At 66.8% G+C, this 23,919-nt stretch carries 25 protein-coding genes, 2 tRNA genes and 1 pseudogene; 18 read left to right on the top strand and 10 right to left on the bottom strand.

Annotation, left to right across the window (positions count from 1 at the left end):
- The first annotated feature begins 116 nt into the window (after positions 1-116).
- From DDE13_RS06420 to DDE13_RS06405, 4 genes are all read left to right on the top strand, one after another.
- Positions 117-671 carry a cold-shock protein gene (locus DDE13_RS06420; RefSeq protein WP_111402606.1) on the top strand — a complete coding sequence of 185 codons (555 nt, stop codon included), beginning with the start codon at positions 117-119 and terminating at the stop codon, positions 669-671.
- Positions 672-679: 8 nt separating this feature from the next.
- Entirely contained in the window at positions 680-1,171 is a 492-nt protein-coding gene (locus tag DDE13_RS06415) for a DUF192 domain-containing protein (protein ID WP_111402640.1), read from the top strand.
- Positions 1,172-1,216: 45 nt separating this feature from the next.
- Positions 1,217-1,293, top strand: a tRNA-Pro gene (locus DDE13_RS06410).
- 63 nt (positions 1,294-1,356) lie between these two features.
- Positions 1,357-1,440: transfer RNA gene (locus DDE13_RS06405), tRNA-Leu, on the top strand.
- A 153-nt stretch (positions 1,441-1,593) separates the two neighbouring features.
- Here the strand turns inward: DDE13_RS06405 and DDE13_RS06400 are convergent.
- The 7 genes from DDE13_RS06400 to DDE13_RS06370 form a co-directional block, all read right to left on the bottom strand.
- Complete coding sequence (locus DDE13_RS06400) at positions 1,594-2,739, bottom strand: iron-containing alcohol dehydrogenase (protein ID WP_111402604.1); 1,146 nt, start codon at positions 2,737-2,739, stop codon at positions 1,594-1,596.
- A 4-nt stretch (positions 2,740-2,743) separates the two neighbouring features.
- Positions 2,744-4,114: an aldehyde dehydrogenase family protein gene (locus tag DDE13_RS06395; protein WP_111402602.1), complete on the bottom strand. Its 1,371-nt coding sequence runs from the start codon at positions 4,112-4,114 to the stop codon at positions 2,744-2,746.
- Positions 4,115-4,163: 49 nt separating this feature from the next.
- Positions 4,164-5,525, bottom strand: a complete 1,362-nt coding sequence (locus DDE13_RS06390; protein ID WP_111402600.1) for a glutamine synthetase family protein — start codon at positions 5,523-5,525, stop codon at positions 4,164-4,166.
- A gap of 64 nt (positions 5,526-5,589) precedes the next feature.
- A complete protein-coding gene (locus DDE13_RS06385) occupies positions 5,590-6,630 on the bottom strand; it encodes a TRAP transporter substrate-binding protein (protein ID WP_111402638.1) in 1,041 nt (346 codons plus the stop codon).
- Positions 6,631-6,688: 58 nt separating this feature from the next.
- Positions 6,689-8,014 carry a TRAP transporter large permease gene (locus DDE13_RS06380; protein WP_111402598.1) on the bottom strand — a complete coding sequence of 442 codons (1,326 nt, stop codon included), beginning with the start codon at positions 8,012-8,014 and terminating at the stop codon, positions 6,689-6,691.
- Positions 8,014-8,523, bottom strand: a complete 510-nt coding sequence (locus tag DDE13_RS06375) for a TRAP transporter small permease subunit (protein ID WP_111402596.1) — start codon at positions 8,521-8,523, stop codon at positions 8,014-8,016. The genes DDE13_RS06380 and DDE13_RS06375 overlap by 1 nt, the downstream gene beginning before the upstream one ends.
- Entirely contained in the window at positions 8,520-9,308 is a 789-nt protein-coding gene (locus DDE13_RS06370; RefSeq protein WP_111402594.1) for an N-formylglutamate amidohydrolase, read from the bottom strand. The genes DDE13_RS06375 and DDE13_RS06370 overlap by 4 nt, the downstream gene beginning before the upstream one ends.
- A gap of 105 nt (positions 9,309-9,413) precedes the next feature.
- Here DDE13_RS06370 and DDE13_RS06365 point away from each other — a divergent pair, with 105 nt between their 5' ends.
- Both DDE13_RS06365 and DDE13_RS06360 read left to right on the top strand, forming a co-directional pair.
- A complete protein-coding gene (locus DDE13_RS06365) occupies positions 9,414-10,286 on the top strand; it encodes a MurR/RpiR family transcriptional regulator (protein WP_235868614.1) in 873 nt (290 codons plus the stop codon).
- A gap of 80 nt (positions 10,287-10,366) precedes the next feature.
- The gene (locus DDE13_RS06360; RefSeq protein ID WP_111402592.1) at positions 10,367-12,526 is read left to right on the top strand and encodes a malate synthase G; all 2,160 of its coding nucleotides are present in this window, start codon (positions 10,367-10,369) and stop codon (positions 12,524-12,526) included.
- 139 nt (positions 12,527-12,665) lie between these two features.
- Here DDE13_RS06360 and DDE13_RS06355 read toward each other — a convergent pair whose 3' ends face one another.
- Positions 12,666-13,493, bottom strand: a complete 828-nt coding sequence (locus tag DDE13_RS06355) for a hypothetical protein (RefSeq protein WP_111402590.1) — start codon at positions 13,491-13,493, stop codon at positions 12,666-12,668.
- A gap of 126 nt (positions 13,494-13,619) precedes the next feature.
- Here DDE13_RS06355 and DDE13_RS06350 point away from each other — a divergent pair, with 126 nt between their 5' ends.
- The gene (locus DDE13_RS06350) at positions 13,620-13,946 is read left to right on the top strand and encodes an antibiotic biosynthesis monooxygenase family protein (protein WP_111402588.1); all 327 of its coding nucleotides are present in this window, start codon (positions 13,620-13,622) and stop codon (positions 13,944-13,946) included.
- A 126-nt stretch (positions 13,947-14,072) separates the two neighbouring features.
- Here DDE13_RS06350 and moaA read toward each other — a convergent pair whose 3' ends face one another.
- Positions 14,073-15,080, bottom strand: coding sequence for a GTP 3',8-cyclase MoaA (gene moaA, locus DDE13_RS06345; RefSeq protein WP_111402586.1), 1,008 nt, complete (start codon positions 15,078-15,080; stop codon positions 14,073-14,075).
- A gap of 113 nt (positions 15,081-15,193) precedes the next feature.
- Here moaA and DDE13_RS06340 point away from each other — a divergent pair, with 113 nt between their 5' ends.
- Both DDE13_RS06340 and DDE13_RS06335 read left to right on the top strand, forming a co-directional pair.
- On the top strand, positions 15,194-15,877 hold the full coding sequence (locus DDE13_RS06340) for an HAD-IA family hydrolase (protein ID WP_111402584.1): 684 nt from the start codon (positions 15,194-15,196) through the stop codon (positions 15,875-15,877).
- 31 nt (positions 15,878-15,908) lie between these two features.
- Positions 15,909-17,123 carry a DegT/DnrJ/EryC1/StrS family aminotransferase gene (locus tag DDE13_RS06335; RefSeq protein ID WP_111402582.1) on the top strand — a complete coding sequence of 405 codons (1,215 nt, stop codon included), beginning with the start codon at positions 15,909-15,911 and terminating at the stop codon, positions 17,121-17,123.
- Between the two features lie 58 nt (positions 17,124-17,181).
- On the opposite strand, the gene DDE13_RS06330 is transcribed toward DDE13_RS06335, so the two are convergent.
- Positions 17,182-18,471, bottom strand: coding sequence for a glycoside hydrolase family 108 protein (locus tag DDE13_RS06330; RefSeq protein ID WP_162630883.1), 1,290 nt, complete (start codon positions 18,469-18,471; stop codon positions 17,182-17,184).
- A gap of 264 nt (positions 18,472-18,735) precedes the next feature.
- Between DDE13_RS06330 and DDE13_RS06325 the strand changes: the two genes are divergently transcribed.
- From DDE13_RS06325 to DDE13_RS23795, 9 genes and pseudogenes are all read left to right on the top strand, one after another.
- Complete coding sequence (locus DDE13_RS06325; RefSeq protein WP_111402578.1) at positions 18,736-19,101, top strand: NADH-quinone oxidoreductase subunit A; 366 nt, start codon at positions 18,736-18,738, stop codon at positions 19,099-19,101.
- Positions 19,092-19,709 (top strand): NuoB/complex I 20 kDa subunit family protein, encoded by a 618-nt coding sequence (locus DDE13_RS06320; RefSeq protein ID WP_235868613.1) that lies wholly within the window; start codon positions 19,092-19,094, stop codon positions 19,707-19,709. Before DDE13_RS06325 ends, DDE13_RS06320 begins: the two co-directional genes overlap by 10 nt.
- A gap of 24 nt (positions 19,710-19,733) precedes the next feature.
- Positions 19,734-20,336: an NADH-quinone oxidoreductase subunit C gene (locus DDE13_RS06315; RefSeq protein WP_111402576.1), complete on the top strand. Its 603-nt coding sequence runs from the start codon at positions 19,734-19,736 to the stop codon at positions 20,334-20,336.
- Positions 20,337-20,780 carry a thioesterase family protein gene (locus DDE13_RS06310; protein ID WP_235868612.1) on the top strand — a complete coding sequence of 148 codons (444 nt, stop codon included), beginning with the start codon at positions 20,337-20,339 and terminating at the stop codon, positions 20,778-20,780.
- Positions 20,777-20,938 carry a hypothetical protein gene (locus DDE13_RS22785; protein ID WP_162630882.1) on the top strand — a complete coding sequence of 54 codons (162 nt, stop codon included), beginning with the start codon at positions 20,777-20,779 and terminating at the stop codon, positions 20,936-20,938. Before DDE13_RS06310 ends, DDE13_RS22785 begins: the two co-directional genes overlap by 4 nt.
- 14 nt (positions 20,939-20,952) lie before the next feature.
- Positions 20,953-22,164, top strand: a complete 1,212-nt coding sequence (locus DDE13_RS06305; protein ID WP_111402630.1) for an NADH-quinone oxidoreductase subunit D — start codon at positions 20,953-20,955, stop codon at positions 22,162-22,164.
- 1 nt (position 22,165) lies between these two features.
- Entirely contained in the window at positions 22,166-22,531 is a 366-nt protein-coding gene (locus DDE13_RS06300; protein WP_111402574.1) for a hypothetical protein, read from the top strand.
- A 1-nt stretch (position 22,532) separates the two neighbouring features.
- Positions 22,533-23,231 (top strand): annotated as a pseudogene (gene nuoE / locus DDE13_RS06295) (NADH-quinone oxidoreductase subunit NuoE); the annotation flags it as partial.
- A 108-nt stretch (positions 23,232-23,339) separates the two neighbouring features.
- Entirely contained in the window at positions 23,340-23,918 is a 579-nt protein-coding gene (locus DDE13_RS23795; protein WP_394340287.1) for an NADH:ubiquinone oxidoreductase, read from the top strand.
- The last annotated feature ends 1 nt before the right edge of the window (position 23,919 follow it).

Below are 23,919 nucleotides of genomic sequence, written 5' to 3'. Positions count from 1 at the left end.
AGCGTCCAAGGTCGATTTGCACCTGCGTTGCGCAACCTGGGATTGACGGCTTCGGTACGATCCCGGCGCGCGGATGTCGGTCACGTGCCATTTTTGCGCCTGGGAAAGATTTGGTTTTGACACATTCATCCGATCCCCCCGATGACGACATCCCGGAAATTCTGACCGGACAGGTGAAGTGGTTCGATCCCGCCAAGGGCTTCGGGTTCGTCGTGGCCGATACCGGCGGCGCCGATATCCTGTTGCATGCCAATGTGCTGCGCAGCTTCGGGCAAAGCTCGGTTGCCGACGGCTCGGTGGTCGAACTGGCGGTCACGGAAACCCAGCGCGGTCGGCAGGCGGTGGAGGTCCTGCGCGTGGAACCGCCGCGGGCCGAACCCGTCGGGGATGATTATTTCGGGCAGGATGTGGACCTGTCCACCGCCGGCCCGCTGGAACCGGCGCGGGTGAAATGGTTCGACAAGGCCAAGGGCTTCGGTTTCGCCAATGCCTTCGGACGGCCCGGCGACATCTTCGTGCATGTGGAGGTGCTCCGCCGGTCGGGTCTTGCCGACCTGCAACCGGGGGAGGCGATCTGTGTGCGTGCCGCCGAGGGTCGGCGCGGGCTGATGGCGCTGCGGGTCTATGCCTGGGACCACGCGCTGGACCACGACCTCGACGAGCCGTTGTGAGCCTGCAGATGCGCGATACCGGATGGCTGCTCCGCCTGCGCGCGACGCTTGCCTTGGCTCTGGTGGTGCTGTTCCTGCCCGCTGCGGCCTTGGCGCGATGCGCGCCGGACGCGGTCGACCTGCGCGGCGACTGGGGGCAGGCGCGCTTCGCGGTGGAACTGGCCGATACGCCGCGCGAACGCTCCCGCGGCCTGATGCACCGGGAATCGCTGCCGCGCGGTGCAGGCATGCTCTTTGTCTACGACCGGCCGCAATCCGTGTCCTTCTGGATGCGCAACACGCTCATCCCGCTGGACATCATCTTCCTCGATGGGACCGGTACCGTGGCGCGGGTGCATGAAAACGCCGTGCCGCTGGATGAAACCTCGATCCCGGGCGGGAGCGACATCCAGTTCGTGCTCGAGATCAACGGCGGTCTGGCCGCGCAGTTCGGCATCGCGCCGGGGACCGAGTTGCGCCATCCCGCCATTGGCGACGACGCGGCGTGGCCCTGCAAATGATTGCCCCTTCCCTTGGCGCGCCGGTGCCGCTAGGAACCGCCCAGTCGGGGCGTGGCGCAGCCTGGTAGCGCGACGGTTTTGGGTACCGTAGGTCGTAGGTTCGAATCCTATCGCCCCGACCATCCGGGCAGGCAGGCCTCTTGAAGGGGGCCGCGATTCCTGCAAGAACCGGATGGCCCCAACGGGCCCGAGTGGCGGAATGGTAGACGCAGGGGATTCAAAATCCCCCGCCGCAAGGCGTGTCGGTTCGAGTCCGACCTCGGGTACCATGGGAATTCCTGCAGGCAGATGATCGGAGCATGCGTGCGCTTCCCCGCGGCTATGACCGCGCGACCGCGACCGTTTCACGGCCACGGTCCCGGATCATCTCCGGGGCAAGGCAGCAAGTCGGGGCGTGGTGCCGCCTTGTCCTGGCAGCAGGATCAGAGAAGCGCTTCGAAAAGCGCGGTGGTGTTTTCGACCGTCATGTCCACGGGATTGCCCCCGACGCTGGGGTCGCGCAGTGCCGCCGCGGTCAGCGATGCGATATCCGGGCTGTGCACGCCAAGCTCTGTGAGGGTCCGCGGGATGCCAAGCTGGTCATTCAGGTCGTCCACGAAGCGGCAGAACCCGTCGAATCCGCCCGCGATCCCGAGGTAGGCCGCCGCCATATCGAAGCGGTCGGCGATGGCGGGACGGTTGAACTGCAGCACGGCGGGCATGCACACCGCATTTGTCGTGCCGTGGTGGGTGTGGTGCACGGCCCCGATCGGGTGGCTGAGCGCGTGGATCGCCCCCAGACCTTTCTGGAACGCGGTGGCCCCCATCGCCGCCGCCGACATCATCTGCGCGCGCGCCTCGATATCCGAGCCGTCGGCGTAAGCGCGGGGCAGATAGTCCTTAACCAGCCGCATCCCTTCGAGCGCGATCCCCTGGCTCATCGGGTGGTAATGGGGCGAGGAATACGCCTCCACGCAGTGGGCGAAGGCATCGAGGCCGGTGCCAGCCGTGATAGCTGGCGGCATGCCCACGGTCAGTTCCGGGTCGCAGATGACCTGCGCGGGCAACATCTTCGGGTGGAAGATGATCTTCTTCTCGCCCGCCTGTTCGTTGGTAATCACACCCGCGCGCCCCACCTCGGATCCCGTTCCCGCCGTTGTCGGCACCGCGACGATGGGCAGGATGCCCGCAGGGTCGGCGCGGGTCCACCAGTCGCCGATATCCTCGAAATCCCACAGAGGGCGCGTTTGCCCGGCCATGAACGCCAGCGTCTTGCCCAGGTCCAGCCCCGACCCGCCACCGAAAGCCACGACTCCGTCGAACCCGCCTTCACGGATCACGCGCAGTCCTTCGGTCACGTTGCGGTCGGACGGGTTGGCATCCACGTCGCTGAAGATCGCGCGGCCCAGCCCGGCTTCGTCCAGCAGGTCGAGCGCCGCGGCGGTGATCGGCAGGCCCGCCAGCCCCCGGTCGGTGACGAGCAGGGGCCGGGTCATGCCCGCGGCGCGACAGGCGTTGGCCAGTTCCGAAATGCGGCCCGCGCCGAAGCGCACCGCGGTGGGGTAGGACCAGTTGGCAACCAGGGACATCGGGTCACGCCTTCTTGAGATGGTAGGATTTGGGCCGGGTCAGCGCGTGGTAGCCCAGAACCGACAGGCCCGTGCCGCGCCCCGTGTCCTTGCAGCCCGTCCAGCACAGCGCGGGGTCGAGGTAATCGCAGCGGTTCATGAACACGGTGCCGGTGCGCAGCCGCGCGCCGATCGACTCTGCCGCGCCCGCGTCGCGGGTGAAGATCGCGGCGGTCAGGCCGAACTGGCAGTCGTTCATCAGCGCGATCGCTTCGTCGTCGTCCTTCACCGGCATGATGCCGACCACGGGACCGAAGCTTTCGTCGCGCATCACGGCCATGTCGTGGGTCACGCCGGTCAGGACCTGAGGTGTCAGATACGCTCCGCCATCGTCCGTTGCGAAGGTCTCTACATGGGCCGTGGCGCCCGCGGCCACCGCGTCCGCGATCTGGTCACGCACGACATGTGCGAAGCGCACATGGGCCATCGGCCCGAGCGTGATTTCAGGGTCCAGCGGATTGCCCAGCACCATGCCCCGCGCCACCGCGACCGCCTTTTCCACGAAGGCGTCGTAGAGGCTTTCGTGGACATAGATCCGTTCGATCCCGCAACAACACTGGCCGGAATTGAACAGGGCCCCGTCCATCAGTCCCGCCACTGCCGCGTCAAGATCGGCATCGGCGCGGACATAGCCCGGATCCTTGCCGCCCAGTTCCGTGGCGACGGCCGTGAAGGTGCCCGCCGCGGCCTGCTCGATCTTGCGCCCGCCGCCCACGGACCCGGTGAAGTTCACCACGTCGAAGGCCCGGTCCGCGATCAGCGCGCTGGTGGTGTCGTGGTCGAGCACCACGTTTTGGAACACGTCCTCCGGCACGCCCGCGGCATGGAACGCTTCGGCCAGATGTTCGCCCACCAGCAGGGTCTGCGTCGCGTGTTTTAGCAGCACCGTGTTGCCCGCGATCAGCGCGGGCGCCAGCGTGTTGATGGCCGTCATGTAGGGATAGTTCCACGGTGCCACGATCAGCACGACCCCGGCGGGTTCGCGCGCGATCTGGCGCAGGAAGGCATCGCTGTCCTCGATCACCATGGGGGCGAGCGCATCGGCCGCGATGTCGGCCATGTAGTCGGCGCGTTCCTTGAACCCGCCATATTCGCCACCATAGCGGATGGGGCGGCCCATCTGGTGGGCGAGTTCCGTGGCCATGCGGTCGGTCTGGGTCCCGATGATCTCCACTGCCTTGCGCACGAGCGCCACGCGCTCGGCCAGCGGGCGGGCGGCCCATGCGGGCTGCGCCGCGCGGGCGCGGGCGGCGGCGCGGGCCGTGTCGGGGTCCAGAACGGGGCGGCTGGCATAGACCGCGCCGTCGATGGGCGAGATGCAGTCGAGCGTCTTCACGGGGGTATCCTTCGGGATTGGCCGCGTGGGGGCGGCGTGTCGTGGTCGTTCAGGCTTTTTCGAAGCCGCGCGCGATTTCCCAGTCGGTCACGGCGCGGTCGAATTCCTCCTGCTCCCATTCGGCGCAGCGGGTGTAATGGTCAACCACCCCGTCGCCGAAGGCTTCGCGCAGCATGGCCGAGTTGCGCAGCGTTTCGGTTGCGGCGCGCAGGGTGCGAGGGATCTCACCCGCGTCGCTGTCATAGACGTCGCCGCGCACCGGGGCGGGCATGTCCTGCCCGTCCTCGATCCCTTTCAGCGCTGCGGCAAGCATCGCCGCCTGCGCGAGATAAGGGTTCAGGTCCGACCCGCCGATCCGGCATTCGATGCGTACGCCCTTGGTCCCTTCGCCGCAGAGCCGGAAGGCGGCGGTGCGGTTGTCCACCGACCACGCCGTGCGTGTCGGCGCGAAGGTGCCCTTGGCGAAGCGTTTGTAGCTGTTCACGTAAGGCGCAAGGAAGAAGGTGTAATCCGGCGCATAGGCGATCAGCCCCGCCAGCGCCGATTGCATCAGCGGCGACATGCCATGGGGGGCCGAGCCGTCGAAGAAGGCGTTGGCACCGTCCGTCCACAGCGACATGTGCACATGGCTGGAACTGCCGACCCTGTTCGGTGCGAGCTTGGGCAGGAAACTGGCGGACCGGCCGTGCTGCCACGCGATCTCCTTCACGGCCGTCTTGGCGATGGTGTGGTGATCGGCACAGGCGAGCGCATCGGCGTAACGGATGTTCAGCTCTTCCTGCCCGGCCTCTGCCTCGCCCTTGGTGCCCTCCACCGGGATGCCTGCGGCCACGAGGTGATTGCGCAGGGGGCGCATGATCGCCTCTTCCTTGGTGGTGGCGAAGATGTGATAATCCTCGTTATACTTCCCCCAGGGGGCGAGGTCTCGGTAGCCGGTGGCGCGCAACTCATCCAGCGACTTCTCGAAGATGAAGAACTCCAGCTCCGTCGCCATCATCGGCGTCAGGCCCATGGCCGCTGCTCGCGCCACCTGCGCCTTCAGCATGGCGCGCGGATCGTGGGGCACGGGCGCGTGGGTGTGGTGGTCGATCACGTCGCACAGCACCATCGCCGTGCCCTCCAGCCACGGCACCGGGCGCAGCGTCGTCAGGTCGGGGATCATGGTGTAGTCACCGTACCCCTGCGCCCAGCTTGTCGCCGCATAGCCGTCGGGCGTCGCCATCTCGAGATCCGTCGCCAGCAGGTAGTTGCAACAATGGGTTTCGGCGTGGCCGTGTTCAACGAAATTGGCGGCATGGAACCGCTTGCCCATCAGCCGGCCTTGCATGTCGGTGAAGCACACCAGAACGGTGTCGATCGTGCCGTCGGCCACGGCGGTCTTGAGGTCGTCGAAGCTGAGCGGGGCGGACATGGGTCACCTCGTGTCGGACGGAAAAGGGACCGGCCCCGGCATGCACCGGGACCGGCAAGCAGGATCAGCCGTTGGTGTAGGGCGGGCCCGCCTGGTTGATCGTCGCGTTGTAGTCGCGGAAGATCTGCACGATTTTCGCATGCACTTCGCCTTCCTCGGCGATCTCGGTCCAGAACTCCTTCGCGGCGTTTTCGACCTCGGCCCATTCCTCGGCCGGGACCGTGCGCAGCGCCAGCTTGTCGCCCTGCGCGCGCAGCCGCGCCTCGCCGCCCCAGTACCACTGGTTGCGATAAGTGTGCCCGGCCTCGATCCCGGCCATCACGAGCTGCTTGAGGTGGTCGGGCAGTTCCGCCCAGCGTTCCTGGTTGACGAAGAACGACCCGATCCACGCGCCCGAGATGTTGTTGGTCAGGAAGTAGTCGGTCACGTCCGCCCAGCCGACGGTGTAATCCTCTGTGATGCCGGACCAGGCCATCCCGTCCAGCTCGCCCGTCTGCACCGCGACCTCGGCGTCTTCATAGGGGATGTTCACAGGCACCACGCCGAAGCGCGACAGGAACCGGCCCGCCGTCGGGAAGGTGTAAAGCCGCAGCCCCGCCAGATCCTCGATGGAGGTGATTTCCTTCGTGGTGTTGAAATTGCATGGGTCCTGACCCGCTGCCGACAGCCACGTCACGCCGACCTTGGCGTATTCCTCGCGCCAGATGTCGGCCAGCCCGTACTGGTTGAACAGCACCGGCACGTCGAGGATATGCTTGGTGGCGAAGGGGAAATAGCCCCCGAACACCCGCAGCGGGGTGGGCGAGGCCATGCTGTCGTCGTCCGAATGGACCCCGTCGATCGTCCCGCGCTGGAGCGCCTGGAACAGCTCGCCCGTCGGCACGATCTGGTCAGCGTAGAACAGGTCGATCTGCATCTCGCCGTTCGACGCGGCGTTGATGTAGTCGATGATCGGCTTGGTGACCTGTTCGCCAAGTGCTGCACCGGCATAGGTCTGGAACCGCCAGCGGATCGGTTCCTGCGCCGTGACGATGGACGGGGCCGCCAGCGGCACCGCCAGCGCGCCCGCGCCGGTGGCCGTGAGAAACTTTCTGCGTGTCGTCATCTTCATCTCCTGTCGGGTTGCGGTGGTTGTCTGCCCCCGTTCGCCGGGGGTCGTGGTATCAGTTTCCATAGACGTATCCGGGCAGCCAAAGCGCGATCTGCGGGAAGACCATGACCAGCACCAGCGCCAATACCATGACCAGCACGAAAGGCGTGATCGAGCCATAGATGTCGCGCAGCGTGATCTCTGGCGGGGCCATGGCGCGCATCAGGAACAGGTTATACCCGAAGGGTGGCGTCATGTAGGCGATCTGGCAGGTGATCGTGTAGAGGATGCCATACCAGATCAGGTCGAACCCCAGCGCACCCACCAGCGGCACATACAAGGGGGCGACGATCACCAGCATCGCCGTGTCGTCCAGAAACGTGCCCATCAGGATGAAGGACAGCTGCATCAGGATGAGGATCATCCACGGGTTCAGCCCCAGCCGTTCGGTGAACAGCGTGTCGATGGCCTTGACCGCGCCCAGCCCGTCGAAGACCGCGCCGAAGGCCAGTGCCGCAAGGATGATCCACATGAACATGCAGGTGATGCCCAAGGTCTGGCGCACGCTCGTTTCGAACACCGTCCATGTCATGCGCCCTTTGGCCACGGCGGCAAGGAAGGCGGCGATGGCGCCGATGGCCGAGCTTTCGACAAGGCTGGTCCAGCCGTTCACGAAGGGCACCATCATGGTGGCGAAGATGCCCACCGGCAGAAGCCCCGCGCGCAGCAGGCGCAGTTTTTCGGCCCGGCCAACATCGCGTTCGGCGGCGGGCAGGACGGGGCCGAGCACCGGGTTCATGCGGCAGCGGATCACGATATAGATGATGAACAGCGTCGCCATCATCAGGCCGGGCACCACGCCCGCCAGCCACAACTGCCCCACGGGCTGGCGCGCGATCATGGCGTACAGCACCAGAACGACCGAAGGCGGCACGAGGATGCCGAGCGACGATCCCGCCTGGATCACACCTGTCACCATCCGCTTGTCGTAGCCGCGTTTCAGAAGCTCCGGCAGCGCGATGGTCGCGCCGATGGCCATGCCCGCGACCGACAGCCCGTTCATGGCCGACACCAGCACCATCAGCCCGATCGTGCCCACCGCCAGACCGCCGCGCAGCCCCCCCATCCAGACATGGAACATGCGGTAAAGGTCGTCGGCGATGCGCGACTCGCTCAGGATGTAGCCCATGAAGATGAACATCGGCAGGGTCAGCAGCGGATACCAGCGCATCACCTTGATCGCCGCCGAGAACCCGATGTCGTATCCGCCCCGGTCGCCCCACAGCAGCACTGCCGCGATCACCGCGACGAAGCCGATGGCGCCGAACACCCGCTGGCCGGTCAGCAGCATCAGCATCATGGTCGAGAACATCAGCGCCGCGATCAGTTCATAGGACATCACGCGGTCTCACCCTTCAGACGCAGGATGTCCTTGGCCAGTTCCGACAGCGCCTGCAGCAGCATCAGCACGATGGCCGCGACCATGATGGACTTGATCGGCCACATGTAGGGCCGCCACGGGGATGAGGAGCGCTCGCCGCCATACATGAACGAATACTGAAGGCTCTCGATCCCGCCCCACAGAAGGATGCCGAGATACGCGATCAGGATCAGCACCGTGATCGCGTCCACCTGCGCCTTTCGCCGCGCGGACCATTCGCCATAAAGCAGATCCATGCGCACGTGCGATCCCATCTGCATGGAGTAGGGGCCGCCCAGCATGAAATAGGCGACCATGGCGAACTGCGCCATCTCCAGTGTCCAGAGCGCCGGGGTGAAGAAGGCCTTGGACATGGTGGACCACAGAAGGATCCCCATGATGACGAAGATGCCGAACATCACCACACGCCCGACGCGGTTGTTGAACCCGTCCACCACCCGCACGAAGCCACGCAGCGCCCCGGTCACGATCCACCCCCGGCGTCGATCCCCAGATCGACCAGCCCCGCCCGCAAGACCCGCGTCAGCCGGGGCAGGGCGGCGGCGATCCCTTCCGGCGTGTCGATCAGGTCGTTACGCAATTCGATCATCACGTTCACCCATCCCCGTGCCGTCGCGTGCCGGTCTATCGTGTGCAGCACGCCGTCCGCCGGACCGTAAGGCTGATTGAGCGCCGATTGCCAGCCCGTTTCCGACGCCCGCTCCAGCATCGCGCGCGCCAGCCGGTCGTCCTGCCCATGCAGCAGGCCAAGCTGCACGGATCGCGGCGTGCCGCGATAGACGGGCGTGAAGCTGTGCACCGTCACCAGCACCGGGGCAGGCGTGCGCGCGGCCAGCCGGTCGCAGGCCGCCGCGACGGCCGCGTGGAACGGGTCGTAGACCTGTGCCACCCGCGTCGCGCGCCCTGCGGCGGACAGGTCCGCATTTCCGGGCACCTCGAACACCTCGCTTTGGGCCGGAATCGCGTCCGGCGCGTCGGGCGGGCGGTTGCAGTCCAGCACCAGCCGGGACAGGCGCGCCGCCACGAGCGGGGCGGCAAAGGCCTCCGACAGTCCGCGGGCCAGCGCAAGGGCACCGATATCCCAGGCCGCGTGGGACCGCGCCGCGGCCTCGGTCAGTCCAAGATCGCCAAGTGCTGCCGGGATCGTGCAACTGGCATGTTCGCAGACCAGCACCATGCCGCCCGCACCGCCGCGGTCGATCGTTTCGACGGGCCGTCCGAAATCCTGCGTGCCGGGGATGTCGTTGTGCATGTGTAGAGATCACTACATCGCATCGATTTCTGTCAAGAAATTTTCGTAGACGCCATTTCGCCGTGGACATAGTTTGCGGCGACTGCATTCGGAAAAGGCATTTGCGTGAGCATCAAGGGAGAGACGGTCAAGGCGCTCATGCAGGATCAGATGCCCCGTCTGACCCTGTCAGAGCGGCATCTGGCCAGCGTTCTGATGCAGGATTACCCCATTGCGGGCCTGCAATCCATCACGGAACTGGCCGCGGCGGCGCAGGTGTCCACGCCGACCGTGGTGCGGATGGCTCGCAAGCTGGGATTCGACGGGTTCACCGCGCTGCAGGAAGCCCTGCGCGCCGAGATCTCCGCCCAGATCAAGAAGCCGATGTCCAAGCTCGACGACATCCCGCCGGAGGACGAGGCGGCGCACAAGCTCTATCGCTTCGCGGCGGCGGTTTTCCGCAACCTGCACGGGACGCTTGCACGGATCGAGCAGGCGGATTTCGACCGGGTGGCCGAGATGCTGGCCGATACGGACCGGGCGATCTTCATCGAGGGCGGACGGATCACCCGGTCGAACGCCGACTACCTGTTCAACCATCTCCAGATCATCCGCCCCGGTGTCACGGCCATGGGCCGGTCGCCGGGGGTGTGGCCCCAATACCTGCTCGACATGAACACGGCCTCGGTGCTCGTGCTGTTCGACATCCGGCGGTATGAAAGCGATCTCTTGAAACTGGCGCGGCTGGCACGCGACCGCGGCTGCACCATCGTGCTGTTCACGGACCAGTGGGGGTCGCCCATCGGTCAGATGGCCGATGTCAGCTTCCACGGCATGGTGGAGGCGCCGTCGAGCTGGGACAGCACCATTTCGCTGATGCTGGTCATCGAAAGCCTGATCGCCGAGGTCCAGACCCGCCGCGGCGATGCGGGCCGGACGCGGATCGAGGAGCTTGAATCGATGTTCAGCGCCACCCGCATGTTCCGCGATTTCAATTGACCGCCCGCGCGCCGCGGCTTGATCCCGGGCGGGCGCAGGGATAGCTACCGCGCCAAGGTTGTATACTGGGGGATACCGACATGGCCGTGCAGACAGACCGGGTGGAGCGCGCGGGACTGGCCGTCGCAACAAGCCTGTGCGATTTCATCGAGAACCGCGCGTTGCCCGGGACAGGCATCGCGGCGCGCGCGTTCTGGGACGGGTTCGCGGCGCTGGTGCGCGACTTCGGGCCGCGCAACGCCGAGCTTCTGGCCATCCGCGACGACCTTCAGTCGAAGATCGACGACTGGCACAAGCGGCACCGCAACCAGCCCCATGACCACGAGGCCTACAAGGCGTTCCTGTACGAAATCGGGTACCTGCGGCCCGAAGGCGATGCATTCGAAATCGACACCGCGAACGTGGACCCGGAGATCGCCACCGTGCCGGGGCCGCAGCTTGTCGTGCCGATCACCAATGCGCGCTATGCGCTGAATGCGGCGAATGCCCGCTGGGGAAGCCTTTACGACGGGCTCTACGGCACCGATGCCATGGGCAGCGTACCGCCCGCCGGGGGTTATGACCGGGGCCGCGGCGCGCGCGTCGTGGCACGCGTGCGTGTCTTCCTCGACGAGGCGTTCCCGCTGAAGGGCACGAGCCACGCGGATGCGCGGCGCTATCACGTTCATGACGGCGCGCTTCTGGTGGACGACATGCCGCTGGCCGACCCGGACAAGTTCATCGGCTACCGGGGCCATCCGCGTGCGCCCGACGCGGTGCTCCTGCGCAACAACAACCTGCATGTGGAACTGGTGTTCGACCGCACCCACCCGATCGGCAGCCGCGACCAGTGCGGGCTGGCCGATGTGCGGCTGGAAAGCGCGATTTCCGCGATCATGGATTGCGAGGACAGCGTCGCCTGCGTCGATGCCGCGGACAAGGTGGCTGCCTATGCCAACTGGCTCGGCCTGATGAAGGGCGACCTGACGGCGGAGGTGCAGAAGGGCGGCAAGACGATCACCCGCGCACTGAACCCGGACCGGGACTACACCGCGCCGGGCGGTGGCAGCGTGTCGGTCAAGGGCCGCGCGCTGATGCTGGTGCGCAACGTGGGCCACCTGATGCGCAACCCCGCGATCCTGCTGCCCGACGGCACCGAGGTCTTCGAAGGTCTGATGGACGCGATGGTCACGGCGCTGATCGCGAAGCACGACCTGGCCAAGACGGAAGGGCCGCGCAACTCGGTCGCGGGGTCCGTCTATGTCGTGAAGCCCAAGATGCACGGCCCGGACGAGGTCGCCTTTGCCGGTAACGTGTTCGCCCATGTTGAACGGGTGCTCGGCCTGCCCGAATGCACCGTCAAGCTGGGTATCATGGACGAGGAACGGCGAACGAGCGTCAACCTCAAGGAATGCATCCGCGCGGCGCGGCATCGGGTATGCTTCATCAATACCGGCTTCCTCGACCGGACGGGTGACGAGATCCACACCTCGATGGAGGCGGGGCCGTTTTCGCGCAAGGATTTCATCAAGCGCAAGGGCTGGATCACCGCCTACGAGAATCGCAACGTCGATATCGGTCTGGAATGCGGCCTGTCGGGCCGCGCGCAGATCGGCAAGGGCATGTGGGCCATGCCGGACAAGATGGCCGCGATGATCGAGAGCAAGATCGAACATCCCAAGGCGGGGGCGAACTGCGCCTGGGTGCCCAGCCCCACGGCGGCGACGCTGCATGCGCTGCATTATCACAGGGTCGACGTGTTCGCCGTGCAGAAGGCACTGCGCGCGGGCGGACGGCGCGCCCATGTGGACGGGCTGCTGGACATCCCCACGGCGAGCTTCCGCAAATGGACCGGGGACCAGATCCGCCGCGAGGTCGAGAACAACGCGCAGGGCATCCTCGGCTACGTGGTGCGCTGGATCGACGCCGGGGTCGGCTGTTCCAAGGTGCCGGACATCAACGACGTGGGGCTTATGGAGGACCGCGCGACCTGCCGCATCTCGGCCCAGCATATCGCCAACTGGCTGCATCACGGCGTGGTCGGCCGGGACGAGGTCATGGCGATCATGCAGAAGATGGCCGAGGTGGTGGATCGCCAGAACGCGGGCGACCCGGCTTATGTGCCCATGGCGCCCGGCTTCGACGGTGTGGCCTTCAAGGCCGCTTGCGATCTCGTGTTCGAAGGCGCGGCCCAGCCGTCGGGCTATACCGAACCGGTGCTGCACGCGCGGCGCATCGAACGCAAGGCGCAACTGGCCTGAGGGGGAGGCGCCGGGTCAAGCCCGGCGCGGCAGGTCGCGGGCCGGAGCCGGTCGCGCGAAACCGGCGCCAAGGGCGCGCGCGGCGCCGGCCCGCCATGCCCGTCGACGCGCAGGGGTGCGCGGGGCCTGACCCGGCAACTTACCATTCGAACCACAGCGCGGTGCGCAAGCCCACCTCGTCCGTGCCGTGGAAACCCCAGATCAGGCCGGTTTCCAGCGAAAGCCCGCCGATCAGCCGCGTGACGACCCCGGGCGCGAGCTTCGCATAGGTAGGGGCGTCCGGATAATCGCCGCCCTGGACCTGGAGGATGTAGGTCCAGCGCCCTTCAGGCTTGAACCCCAGTGTCGCATCGAGCTTGCGCACCACGCCCCCGCTATCCTGCCGCCAGTCCACCGACGCGGCGAGGCTTGCCCATCCCGGCAGGAAAGGGCCGTCGAAACCGGCGCCCCAGGCCGCGCCCGCGCGCAGCACCGGCTCCTCCACCCGCTCCTCCAGCCCGTAGTACAGCCCCGGCTTCTCGTAGCGCCGCGCGCCCACGCCGAGGCTGAGTGCGAACCGGTGCCGGGCGTCGAGCGGTCCGACCGCCACGCGGGCGAAGGCGACGCCGGTCCAGCCCGAAATCTGCGGCCAGTCGTAAATGTCCTGCGGGCTGTCGGCCGAGGGATACCCCATCTGCGACGCCATCTGACCGCCGACCCATTTCCCGCCGCCCGGATCGTCCGCCCCGAAATCGATCCCGAAGGTCAGCCGCGGCGTGACCCCGATCTCGGCATAGAGCGTGCGGTAGCCGGTGAAATCGGGGCTCGGATCCTGTTCGATGCCGTCTGGGCCAAGGGCGTCGCGGGTGGTGACGGCCTCGAAACCGGCGGCGATGAAACCGCTGCCGGGACTGCGCGGCCAGGCCGACCCCTGCGCCGCGGCGGCGGCCGAAATCGCCATCCAGATCGCCAGCAGCCAGATCCGCATTCCACCTCCTGCAGCGGGAAGCCTGCGCGCGGCGGCGTTAAGGAACGGTTAAGTCTGTGTCGCCGCGGGCGGCGGTGCTTGACCGGAACAGGCGCGGCGCGCAGGTTCGCACGAGGAGGAGCCACGATGCAGATCACAGCCAATCCCGCGCACCAGACGGTGCTGACCACCTTCGACGTCACGCCCGGAACATGCCAGGACCTGATGGACGAATTGCAGGCGGCCTATGCCGATTTCATCCGCCTCCAGCCGGGATTCGTCGGGGCGGCGCTGCATGTGAACGACGCGCAGACGCGGATCGCCAACTACAGCCAGTGGCAGCGGCGCGAGGATTTCCAGGCGATGCTGCGCAGCGACGAGATGCGGGACCGCAACCGGCGCATCAACGCGCTGTGCCGGAGTTTCGAGCCGGTGATGATCGACGTGATGGCGGTGTTCGCACCGCCCGCGTGAGCGCCCGCGCCCGCGCCGGGGGCGCGGAACCACTTTGCGCGCCTGCGGCGCACGCGATGCTTGCCCCCGCATCCGCGGGAGCGGGCCTCCAGCGGGGATATTTCTGGACAGAAGAATGGGGACGTGTCAGCCGCCGGTGTGGCTCATGTGGCGGGACATCTGGCCATCGGCGCGCTGGCGCGTATAGTCGAAATCGTGCCCCTTGGGCTTGCGCGCGATGGCGGCACGTATCGCCGCCGTCAAGGGGGCGTCGTCGTCCGGGTGCGCGCGCAGCGGCGCGCGCAGGTCGGCCAAGTCCTCCTGCCCGAGGCACATGAAGAGTTCGCCCGTGCAGGTCAGCCGCACGCGGTTGCAGCTTTCGCAGAAATTGTGGGTCAGCGGCGTGATGAAGCCGATCTTCTGACCCGTGTCTTCCAACCGGACATACCGCGCCGGTCCGCCCGTGCGTTCGGCGAGGTCGGTCATCGGGTGCCGTTCGGCCAGCCGCGCGCGCAGATCCGACAGGGGCCAGTACTGGTCAAGCCGGTCCTCCCCCCCAAGATCGCCCATCGGCATCACCTCGATGAAGGTGAGGTCCATGTCGCGCGCCGCACACCAGTCCACGAGCGTGAACAACTCGTCCTCGTTAAAGCCCTTGAGCGCCACGGTGTTGATCTTCACCCGCAGCCCCGCCGCCTGCGCCGCGTCGATCCCGCGCAGGACCTGCGGCAGCCGGCCCCAGCGGGTGACGCGGGCGAATTTCGCGTCGTCCAGCGTATCGAGCGACACGTTCACCCGCCGCACGCCTGCCGCCACGAGATCGGGGGCGAAGCGCTCGAGCTGGCTGCCATTGGTCGTCAGCGTCAGTTCACGCAAGCGCCCGCTGTCGAGATGCCGCGACATGCCCCGGAAAAAGGTCATGATATCGCGCCGCACCAGCGGCTCGCCGCCAGTGATGCGGAGCTTCTCGACACCCATGCCGACGAAGGCCGTGCAGAGCCGGTCGAGTTCCTCAAGCGTCAGCAGCTCCTTCTTCGGCAGGAAGGTCATGTTCTCGGCCATGCAGTAGACACAGCGGAAATCGCAACGGTCGGTGACCGAAACGCGCAGATAGCTGATGGGACGGGCGAAGGGATCGACCAGTCTGGGGGTCATGGCAGGCTCCTTGTGGCGCGAACGTGGCCCACACCGCGCGCGATGTCCAGAAGACGGTTTCGCACAGGGGCGCTGCGGGCTATGTCGGCTGGGAAATGGGGCGGAGGTGCGCGGTGGCGACGGTGGTATTCGATCTCGACGGGACGCTGGCGGACACGTCGGGGGACCTGATCGCGGCGGCGAACGCGGTGTTTCGCGGTGACGGACACGGCGACGTGCTGGACCCCGTGGGCGATGCGCTGACGGCCTTCGCGGGCGGGCGGGCGATGCTGCGGCTGGGATATGGGCGGATCGGCCTTGGTGACGCCGCTTCGCGGGCCGACGCGGATTACGCGCGGTTCCTCGAGGTCTATGCCGCGGCCATCGACGTGCACACGCGGCTGTACCCCGGCACGATGGACGCCGTCGAGGCGCTGAAGACGGCGGGATACCGCGTCGCCATCTGCACCAACAAGCCCGAGGCGCTGGCGCGGGTGCTGCTGGACAGACTGGGCGTGCTGGGCGCGTTCGGGGCGTTGATCGGTGCGGATACGCTGGCCGTGCGCAAACCCGATCCGGCACCCTTCCGGGCCTCGGTGGAACGCGCCGGGGGCGACCCGGCGCAATCGCTGCTGGTGGGCGACACGGTGACCGACCGCGACACGGCGCGCGCCGCGGGCGTGCCCTGCGTGCTGGTCAGTTTCGGACCGCTCGGACCCGACGGCGCGGCGGCGCTGGAACCGGCGGCGGTGCTGGCGGACTACGCGGCGCTGCCGGGCGTCGTGGGCGGGCTGCTGCCGCTGCGCGGCGCGGCTTGACGGCGGGCCCGGTGCAGGGAAGGGTGGCATCATGACGGAACGGTTCGACGGCAGTTTCACCCAGCAGACGCCGATCCCCGAAGCCGGGCAGCGCGCGGCGCTGGCGGTGCTGCAATCGGGACGGCTGCATCGCTACAACCTCACGCCTGGCGAGGATGGCGAGACCGGCGCGCTGGAACGGGAATTCGCGGCATATGTCGGCGCGCGTTACTGCCTTGCGGTCGCGTCGGGCGGGCAGGCCATGCAGATCGCGCTGCGGGCGGCAGGCGTGGCGGCGGGCGACGGGGTGCTGTCTAACGCCTTCACGCTGGCGCCGGTGCCAGGGGCCATCGCGGCAGTGGGCGCGCGGCCGCTGCTGGTGGACACCGCCCCGGACCTGACCATCGATCTTGACGACCTGGCGGCGAAGGCGGGGCAGGCGCGGTGGCTGCTGTTGTCGCACATGCGCGGGCATGTCTGCGACATGGATCGCCTGATGGCGATCTGCGCCGCCGCGGGCGTCACGGTGATCGAGGATTGCGCCCACACGATGGGCGCGCACTGGCGCAGCGTGCCGTCGGGGCGCCATGGACAGGTGGGCTGCTACAGTACCCAGACCTACAAGCACATGAATTCGGGCGAGGGCGGTCTGATCGTCACGGACGACGCGGACATCATGGCGCGCGCGACGGTGCTGTCGGGGTCGTACATGCTGCACCAGCGCCATCCCGCCGGGCCGGGGCCGGAGGCGTTCGAGAGCCCGATGTGGGACATGCCCAACATGTCGGCGCGGATGGATCACCTGCGCGCCGCGATCCTGCGCCCCCAGCTTGCGGCGCTGGACGACAATTGCGCGGCCTGGACGGCACGGTATCGCGTGATCGAGGATGGTCTGCGCGGTGCGCCGGGCATCCGGCTGATCGCCCGCCCGCCGGAGGAGGATTTCGTGGGTTCGTCCTTCCAGTTCGTGATGGACGATGCGGAACCGGCCCGGGTGGCCGGTTTCGTGGCGCGTTGTGCGGCGCGGGGCGTGGAGTTGAAATGGTTCGGCGCGGATCGGCCCGTGGCCTTCACCTCGCGCTACGATCACTGGCGCTATGCCGCGCCCTTACCCTTGGCGGGCACCGATGCGCTGCTGGCGGGGCTGCTGGACATGCGGCTGCCGCTGACCTTCACGCTGGACGACTGCGCGGCCATCGCGCGGATCCTGCGGTCGGAACTGGAAACGCCGTCGCGCGCCATGGCGGGCGCCGCCGCGGCGGAATAGCAAAAGGCCCCGCCTGTGGACGGGGCCTTCGTCGTTGGCGGGGCGGCGCGGAACCGGTTCAGCCGGGCAGCATCTTCAACGCCGCCTCCCGAACTTCGGCAGTGCGCCGGGTCCAGCCGTTCCTGAACCGCTCCCATGTCGACAGGCTGCGGTAATGGTCCATTCGCGCGTCGCTGAAGGCGTTCACGATATGCACCGGATCGATGGCGCGCGCGGCCCCGACCGTGATCGGCCCGACCTCGCCATCCGCTTCCACATGCACCAGCTTTTGCAGAAGCTTCGCCGACCGCGACACGCCCGCGTTCACGCCGAAGTCGAACACGACGAGGTCGATCCCCGGCGGCAGGCTGTCGCACCCCAGCGCGTTCCAGTAATGCGCGCGATAGATCTGCCGGGCTTCGTCCCGCGTCAGGTTCTCGACATCCTCGCGGCTGACCGGCGTGCCGCGCACGGCCGCGAGGGTGCCGATGGTGATACCCATGTTCGTGGCGCCGCCCGGATCCGCGGGATCGTCCACGAAACCACCCTCGTGCCGGAAGATCAGGTCGACGCAGCGGGTGAACTGGCGCGCATCCTTTTGCGGTCCCGGCGGCGGTGTCGCCGTGGCCTGCGGCGCGCGCGCGACCTGTTCCAGAAGTTTGGCGGTCTCGCGCGTCTGGTCGGCCACGATGCGACGGGTGGATTCGACGCCTTCGCGCTGGATCGCGGCGTTCTCCGTCTGGGTCTGGATCGCGTTCATGTCCTTTCGCCGCGACCCGTCGGATGAGCCGAGCCAGAAGCTGACGACCGTGGCGAACCCCGCGGTCAGTGCACCGATGGCGATGTTGATGATCTGCATCAGGTTCGAGTTCGTGCTCAGGTCCTTGCCGATTGTCATCAACCAGATCAGCGCCAGCAGCGTCGCGAAGAATCCCACCGTCACCACGCCCGACACGAGGACCGGGCCGCGGGCATAGGCGCTTTCCTTGACCGCGAGATCGCGGAAGATGCCGCGCGCGTTCTGCTGGTCGCCCATCCGGGCGGTCAATTCCCGTATCTCCGCCTCGCGCCGCGCTGCGTCGGCATCCAGCCGCGCGGACAGGTCGGCCAGTTCGTCCCGTCGGCGGGCTTCTTCCGCGGCGGCTTCTTGTGCGCGGGCCTGAAGATCGATCTCGGCCAGCTTGAGGCGCAGTTCCGCGGACAGTTGCGCATCTTCGGCGCGGCGGGCGGCCTCTTCCGGGTCATCGGTGCCGAGCACGTCGCGCACCACAGACACCACCAGGTCCGAGGTTTCCGGCTTCGCGCCGCGGGTCAGGTGGCGGGCGAGATCGGGGAGCAAGTTCACGGCAAGTCCGATGAGCGGGTTCATGGAGTGTCTCCTGGCCGGTTGCGCTGTCAGCATGACCCAAGGTAATATCCGGTCAAGTCGGGTGTTGCCGACGCTGCGGGACAAGCGCGCGGCGTATCCTGCCTTCGGGCATTGCTGCGTCATTACGGCGCTTGGCAGGCCACTTTGTTCAGCGCATTGATATCGCGCACATATTCAAGTTCATGCAGGTTGGCAGCCGGTTGACCGCCTCGGGGCAGGGGGTTACATCCTCGCCAATACCGCCCGACCCGGAGGCCGATGCCCATGGATGACCTGCTTCGTGAATACCTGCCGATCCTCGTTTTTCTGGGCATTGCGATCGGACTGGGGCTTGTCCTGATCCTCGCCGCGGTGGTGATCGCCGTGCGCAGCCCGGATCCGGAGAAGCTGTCCGCCTATGAATGTGGGTTCAACGCCTTCGACGATGCACGCATGAAGTTCGACGTGCGATTCTACCTCGTGTCGATCCTGTTCATCATCTTCGATCTCGAGGTGGCGTTCCTGTTCCCCTGGGCCGTCGCGTTCAAGGACGTGTCGATGGTCGGGTTCTGGTCGATGATGGTGTTTCTTGCGGTTCTGACCGTCGGTTTCGCCTACGAATGGAAGAAGGGAGCGCTGGAATGGGAGTGAACGAAGACACCCCGTTGGTCACCGAAGTGCAGGGTGACGGCGCGCAGGGCGACCGGATCAAGTCGAAGCCGTCCGCGCTCGCCCCCTATGGCAGCACGACCGCCGGCGCCGACGCCGAGGTGGCGACGCAGGCGCTGAACCGCGAGTTGCAGGACAAGGGTTTCCTGCTCACTTCGGCCGAGGATGTCATCAACTGGGCGCGCACCGGGTCGCTGCACTGGATGACCTTCGGGCTGGCCTGCTGCGCGGTCGAGATGATGCACACCTCCATGCCGCGCTACGATGCAGAACGCTTCGGGATCGCGCCGCGCGCATCACCGCGCCAGTCTGACGTGATGATCGTCGCGGGCACGCTGACCAACAAGATGGCCCCTGCGCTGCGCAAGGTCTATGACCAGATGCCGGAACCGCGCTACGTGATCTCTATGGGGTCCTGCGCGAATGGCGGTGGGTATTACCACTACAGCTATTCGGTGGTGCGCGGCTGCGACCGGATCGTGCCGGTGGACATCTACGTGCCCGGCTGCCCGCCCACGGCCGAGGCGCTGCTGTACGGGTTGCTGCAATTGCAACGCAAGATCCGCCGCACCGGCACGCTGGTGCGCTGAGGCGGGGCCGACCAAGGAGCCACGATGACCGAAGCCCTCCAAGACCTCGCCGCCCATCTCGAAACCGCGCGGCCAGATTGCGTTCTCGGAACGGATATCGCGTTCGGCGAACTGACCGTGACGGTGACGCTCGCGGCACTCGTGCCGTTCTGCGCGTTCCTCAAGGAGGACGATACCTGCCGGTTCTCCACGTTGGTGGACATCACGGGGGTCGATTACCCTGACCGTGAACGGCGCTTCGACGTGGTCTACCATTTGCTGTCGATGTACCAGAACCAGCGCATCCGTGTCCGGGTCGAGGTGCGAGACGAGGACATGGTTCCGTCGCTGATCCCCGTGCACAAGTCGGCCAACTGGTTCGAGCGGGAAGTGTTCGACATGTTCGGCATTCTCTTTTCCGGCCATCCGGATCTGCGCCGCCTGCTGACCGATTACGGGTTCCGCGGCCATCCGCTGCGCAAGGATTTCCCGACGACGGGCTATACCGAGGTCCGCTATGACGAGGCGCGCAAGCGCGTGGTCTATGAACCGGTGTCGCTGGTGCAGGAGTATCGGCAGTTCGACTTCCTGTCGCCATGGGAAGGGGCGCAATACGTCCTCCCCGGCGACGAGAAGAAGGGCGCCTGAGTGAAGCCCGGCCTGCATATCGGCGACACGGCGAGCTTTTCGCGCGTGGTGACGGAGCGGGAGGTCGTGTCCGACCTGTTCCCCGATGCGGGCGTGCTGCACGGCATGCCGCGGGTCTTCGCCACGGCCTACATGGTCGGACTGATGGAATGGGCCTGCGTCGAACAGATCGCTCCCTATTTCGACGATGGCGAAGGGTCGCTTGGAATTCACGTGGACGTAGGCCATGTCGCGCCCACGCCCCCCGGTCTGACCGTGACGGTTGAAAGCGAAGTGACCGCCATCGAGGACAACAAGCTGTGGTTCAAGGTGCGGTTGCGGGACGATCACGGCGTGATTTCCGAAGGGCGGCACGCGCGTGCGGTTGTCGACTGGGCGCGCTTCCAATCCCGTGTGGACACGCGCCGCGCGGCCCCGGTGCTGGAAGCGGAGGGTGCGGCATGAGCATGTTGTGGTTCCTGGTCCTGAGCGCGCTGACGATCGTGCCGCTGTTCAAGCTGTTGCCGCAATACGGGATCAACCCGTGGTTCGCACTTTGCGCTGTGGCTCTGCCGGGGCTGATCGTGCTGCTGTGGATCATGGCCGCACGGGTCGAGGACTGAAAGAGGGCGAGATGATGGACGGAACGCAATTCGACGACGCCCTGACGGGTGAGCAGAAGATCCGGAACTTCAACATCAATTTCGGCCCGCAACACCCTGCTGCGCATGGTGTGCTTCGGCTCGTGCTGGAACTTGACGGCGAGATCGTGGAGCGTTGCGACCCGCATATCGGCCTGCTGCATCGCGGCACCGAGAAGCTGATGGAAAGCCGCACCTACCTTCAGAACCTGCCCTACCTGGACCGGCTGGATTACGTGGCGCCGATGAACCAGGAACACGCCTGGTGCTTGGCCATCGAACGGCTGACCAATGTGGAAGTACCGCGGCGGGCCTCGCTCATCCGGGTGCTGTTCTCGGAAATCGGACGTGTGCTCAGCCATCTTCTGAACGTGACGACGCAGGCGATGGATGTGGGCGCGCTGACCCCGCCGCTCTGGGGCTTCGAAGAGCGCGAGAAGCTGATGGTCTTCTACGAACGGGCCTGCGGTGCGCGGCTGCACGCGGCCTATTTCCGGCCCGGCGGCGTGCACCAGGACCTGCCGCCGGCGCTCATCGACGACATCGATGCATGGGCCGACCATTTCCCGGCGGTTCTCGACGATATCGACGGGCTGCTGACGGAGAACCGCATCTTCAAGCAGCGCAACGCCGATATCGGCGTAGTGACGGAACAGGACATTCTCGACTGGGGTTTCTCGGGTGTCATGGTGCGCGGCTCCGGGCTGGCGTGGGATCTGCGCCGCGCGCAGCCCTACGAGTGCTACGACGAGTTCGCGTTCCAGGTCCCCGTTGGCAAGAATGGCGATTGCTACGACCGCTACCTGTGCCGCATGGCCGAGATGCGCGAGAGCACGAAGATCATCAAGCAGGCCTGCGAGAAGCTGCGCAACGAGCCGGGCGACATCCTGACCCGCGGCAAGATCACGCCGCCCAAACGCGGCGACATGAAGACGTCGATGGAAGCCCTGATCCATCACTTCAAGCTCTACACCGAAGGCTTCCACGTTCCCGCGGGCGAGGTCTATGCCGCGGTGGAGGCCCCGAAGGGCGAATTCGGCGTCTATCTCGTGGCGGATGGCACGAACCGGCCCTATCGCGCCAAGCTGCGCGCGCCGGGCTTCCTGCACCTGCAGGCCATGGATCACGTCGCCAAGGGACACCAGTTGGCCGACGTTGCAGCAATCATCGGCACCATGGACGTGGTGTTCGGGGAAATCGACCGCTGAGATGGGGCAGGGGACGATCATCACGCTGGCCTGGGTCGGGGCGCTGATCCCGGCCTACATTGCGGCAGTCTTCGCCTTGGCACCAGCCGAAAGGGCGCTGGCGCAGGCGACGCACCGGCTGGACGCGCTGCCGCGCGTGATGGTCAACCGCTATGCCACATTCGCGCTGTTTGCCGCGGTTGCGGCGCTGTCGGGCGACATGACGATCATCGCCGTGACCTTCGCCATTCTGGCCGTGCCGGGGCTTGGCGACACGCTGATCTATGCCCGTGCGGGGCATCCGTACGTGAAACATCTGGCCGCAGGGCTTGGGGCGCTTTTGTTGAGCGCGCTGGCCTTTCTCGCGGCCCCGACCGGAGTTCTGTGACATGCTGCGCCGTCTGCATCCCGACCAGCCCGAAAGCTTTGCCTTCACGCCCGAGAACCAGGCGTGGGCCGAGGCGCAGATCACCAAGTATCCTAAGGGCCGCCAGGCCAGCGCGATCATCGCGCTACTGTGGCGCGCGCAGGAACAGGAAGGCTGGCTGACCCGCCCCGCGATCGAAGCCGTGGCCGACATGCTCGACATGGCCTACATGCGCGCGCTCGAGGTCGCCACATTCTACTTCATGTTCCAGCTGCAACCCGTTGGCAGTGTTGCCCATGTTCAGGTCTGCGGCACCACGTCCTGCATGATCTGCGGGGCCGAGGATCTGATCGGGGTCTGCCGCGACAAGATCGCGCCGGAGCCGCACCAGCTCAGCGCCGACGGCAAGTTCAGCTGGGAAGAAGTCGAATGCCTCGGTGCCTGCGCGAATGCGCCGATGGCCCAGATCGGCAAGGACTACTACGAAGACCTGACAGCGGACAGTTTCGCGGCACTGCTCGACCGCTTGGCCGCTGGCGAGGCGCCGGTGCCCGGCTCGCAGACCGGGCGCTTCGCGTCGGAGCCGAAATCGGGTCTGACCAGCCTGAAGATGCCGGAGCCGGACATGCCGTCGAACGGGTCGGTCGGGCTGGCCACGGAACTGGGCGATACCGTCAAGAGGATCGACGGGACCGAAGTGCCGCTGCGCGCACCGTGGCGTCAGGCTGCGGATGTGTGACGCGCCGACGCGGACGGGCAAGACAGACGGGTGCGCGGACGTTAGACTGCGCTGGGGACGAAACCCCAGGCAGAACGACGGACAGGGAGAATGACGATGCGGATCGAACGGAAAGCAGGCGCGGTACTGGCGGAAACGGCCATGTTCGCGGCGATGGTCGCCGTGGTGGCCACGGTGCTGATGATGGTGGTGTTCGCCAAGGGACTGGTCGCCGCGCTTGCGATCGGCGGTACTGTCGGCGTGGTGGTGGCGGTCGCCATGTGGCTTCTGATGCGCGGCACGCTGGAGCCGCCGCGCGGCCCCGGCAACATCCCGTCCAGATCCGCGCCGTCGACCACCTCTGCAAAGGCGGCCGGCACGTCGGCAGGCTCCAAGGCGCCGGCAGCGAAGGCGGCATCCGCCGCCAAAGACACCGCCCCCGTGGGCACCGCGCCGGCCACGCTTTCGGCGGCGCGCGACGGGTCACCGGACGATCTGAAGCAGATCAAGGGTGTAGGACCCAAGCTGGAAGAACTGCTCCATTCCATGGGATTCTATCATTTCGACCAGATTGCCGCATGGACTGAGGACGAGGTCGCCTGGGTCGACGAGAACCTGACCGGTTTCAAGGGCCGTGTCAGCCGCGACGACTGGGTCAGCCAGGCCAAGACGCTGGCGGCGGAAGGCTGAG

The sequence above is a fragment of the Meridianimarinicoccus zhengii genome (assembly GCF_003254465.1).
Taxonomy (GTDB): domain Bacteria; phylum Pseudomonadota; class Alphaproteobacteria; order Rhodobacterales; family Rhodobacteraceae; genus Meridianimarinicoccus; species Meridianimarinicoccus zhengii.
The sequence above is the reverse complement of the archived record's forward strand: the minus strand, read 5'-3'. Positions and strand labels throughout refer to the sequence as shown.

Excerpts from the sequence above, each read along its gene's own strand:
- DDE13_RS06415 (WP_111402640.1), top strand. The coding sequence starts at position 680 with ATGCGCGATACCGGATGGCTGCTCCGCCTGCGCGCGACGCTTGCCTTG.
- DDE13_RS06400 (WP_111402604.1), bottom strand. The coding sequence starts at position 2,739 with ATGTCCCTGGTTGCCAACTGGTCCTACCCCACCGCGGTGCGCTTCGGC.
- DDE13_RS06390 (WP_111402600.1), bottom strand. The coding sequence starts at position 5,525 with ATGTCCGCCCCGCTCAGCTTCGACGACCTCAAGACCGCCGTGGCCGAC.
- DDE13_RS06385 (WP_111402638.1), bottom strand. The coding sequence starts at position 6,630 with ATGACGACACGCAGAAAGTTTCTCACGGCCACCGGCGCGGGCGCGCTG.
- DDE13_RS06380 (WP_111402598.1), bottom strand. The coding sequence starts at position 8,014 with ATGTCCTATGAACTGATCGCGGCGCTGATGTTCTCGACCATGATGCTG.
- DDE13_RS06370 (WP_111402594.1), bottom strand. The coding sequence starts at position 9,308 with ATGCACAACGACATCCCCGGCACGCAGGATTTCGGACGGCCCGTCGAA.
- DDE13_RS06360 (WP_111402592.1), top strand. The coding sequence starts at position 10,367 with ATGGCCGTGCAGACAGACCGGGTGGAGCGCGCGGGACTGGCCGTCGCA.
- DDE13_RS06355 (WP_111402590.1), bottom strand. The coding sequence starts at position 13,493 with ATGCGGATCTGGCTGCTGGCGATCTGGATGGCGATTTCGGCCGCCGCC.
- DDE13_RS06350 (WP_111402588.1), top strand. The coding sequence starts at position 13,620 with ATGCAGATCACAGCCAATCCCGCGCACCAGACGGTGCTGACCACCTTC.
- moaA (WP_111402586.1), bottom strand. The coding sequence starts at position 15,080 with ATGACCCCCAGACTGGTCGATCCCTTCGCCCGTCCCATCAGCTATCTG.
- DDE13_RS06335 (WP_111402582.1), top strand. The coding sequence starts at position 15,909 with ATGACGGAACGGTTCGACGGCAGTTTCACCCAGCAGACGCCGATCCCC.
- DDE13_RS06330 (WP_162630883.1), bottom strand. The coding sequence starts at position 18,471 with ATGAACCCGCTCATCGGACTTGCCGTGAACTTGCTCCCCGATCTCGCC.
- DDE13_RS06325 (WP_111402578.1), top strand. The coding sequence starts at position 18,736 with ATGGATGACCTGCTTCGTGAATACCTGCCGATCCTCGTTTTTCTGGGC.
- DDE13_RS06320 (WP_235868613.1), top strand. The coding sequence starts at position 19,092 with ATGGGAGTGAACGAAGACACCCCGTTGGTCACCGAAGTGCAGGGTGAC.
- DDE13_RS06315 (WP_111402576.1), top strand. The coding sequence starts at position 19,734 with ATGACCGAAGCCCTCCAAGACCTCGCCGCCCATCTCGAAACCGCGCGG.
- DDE13_RS22785 (WP_162630882.1), top strand. The coding sequence starts at position 20,777 with ATGAGCATGTTGTGGTTCCTGGTCCTGAGCGCGCTGACGATCGTGCCG.
- DDE13_RS06305 (WP_111402630.1), top strand. The coding sequence starts at position 20,953 with ATGGACGGAACGCAATTCGACGACGCCCTGACGGGTGAGCAGAAGATC.
- DDE13_RS06300 (WP_111402574.1), top strand. The coding sequence starts at position 22,166 with ATGGGGCAGGGGACGATCATCACGCTGGCCTGGGTCGGGGCGCTGATC.
- DDE13_RS23795 (WP_394340287.1), top strand. The coding sequence starts at position 23,340 with ATGACGATGCGGATCGAACGGAAAGCAGGCGCGGTACTGGCGGAAACG.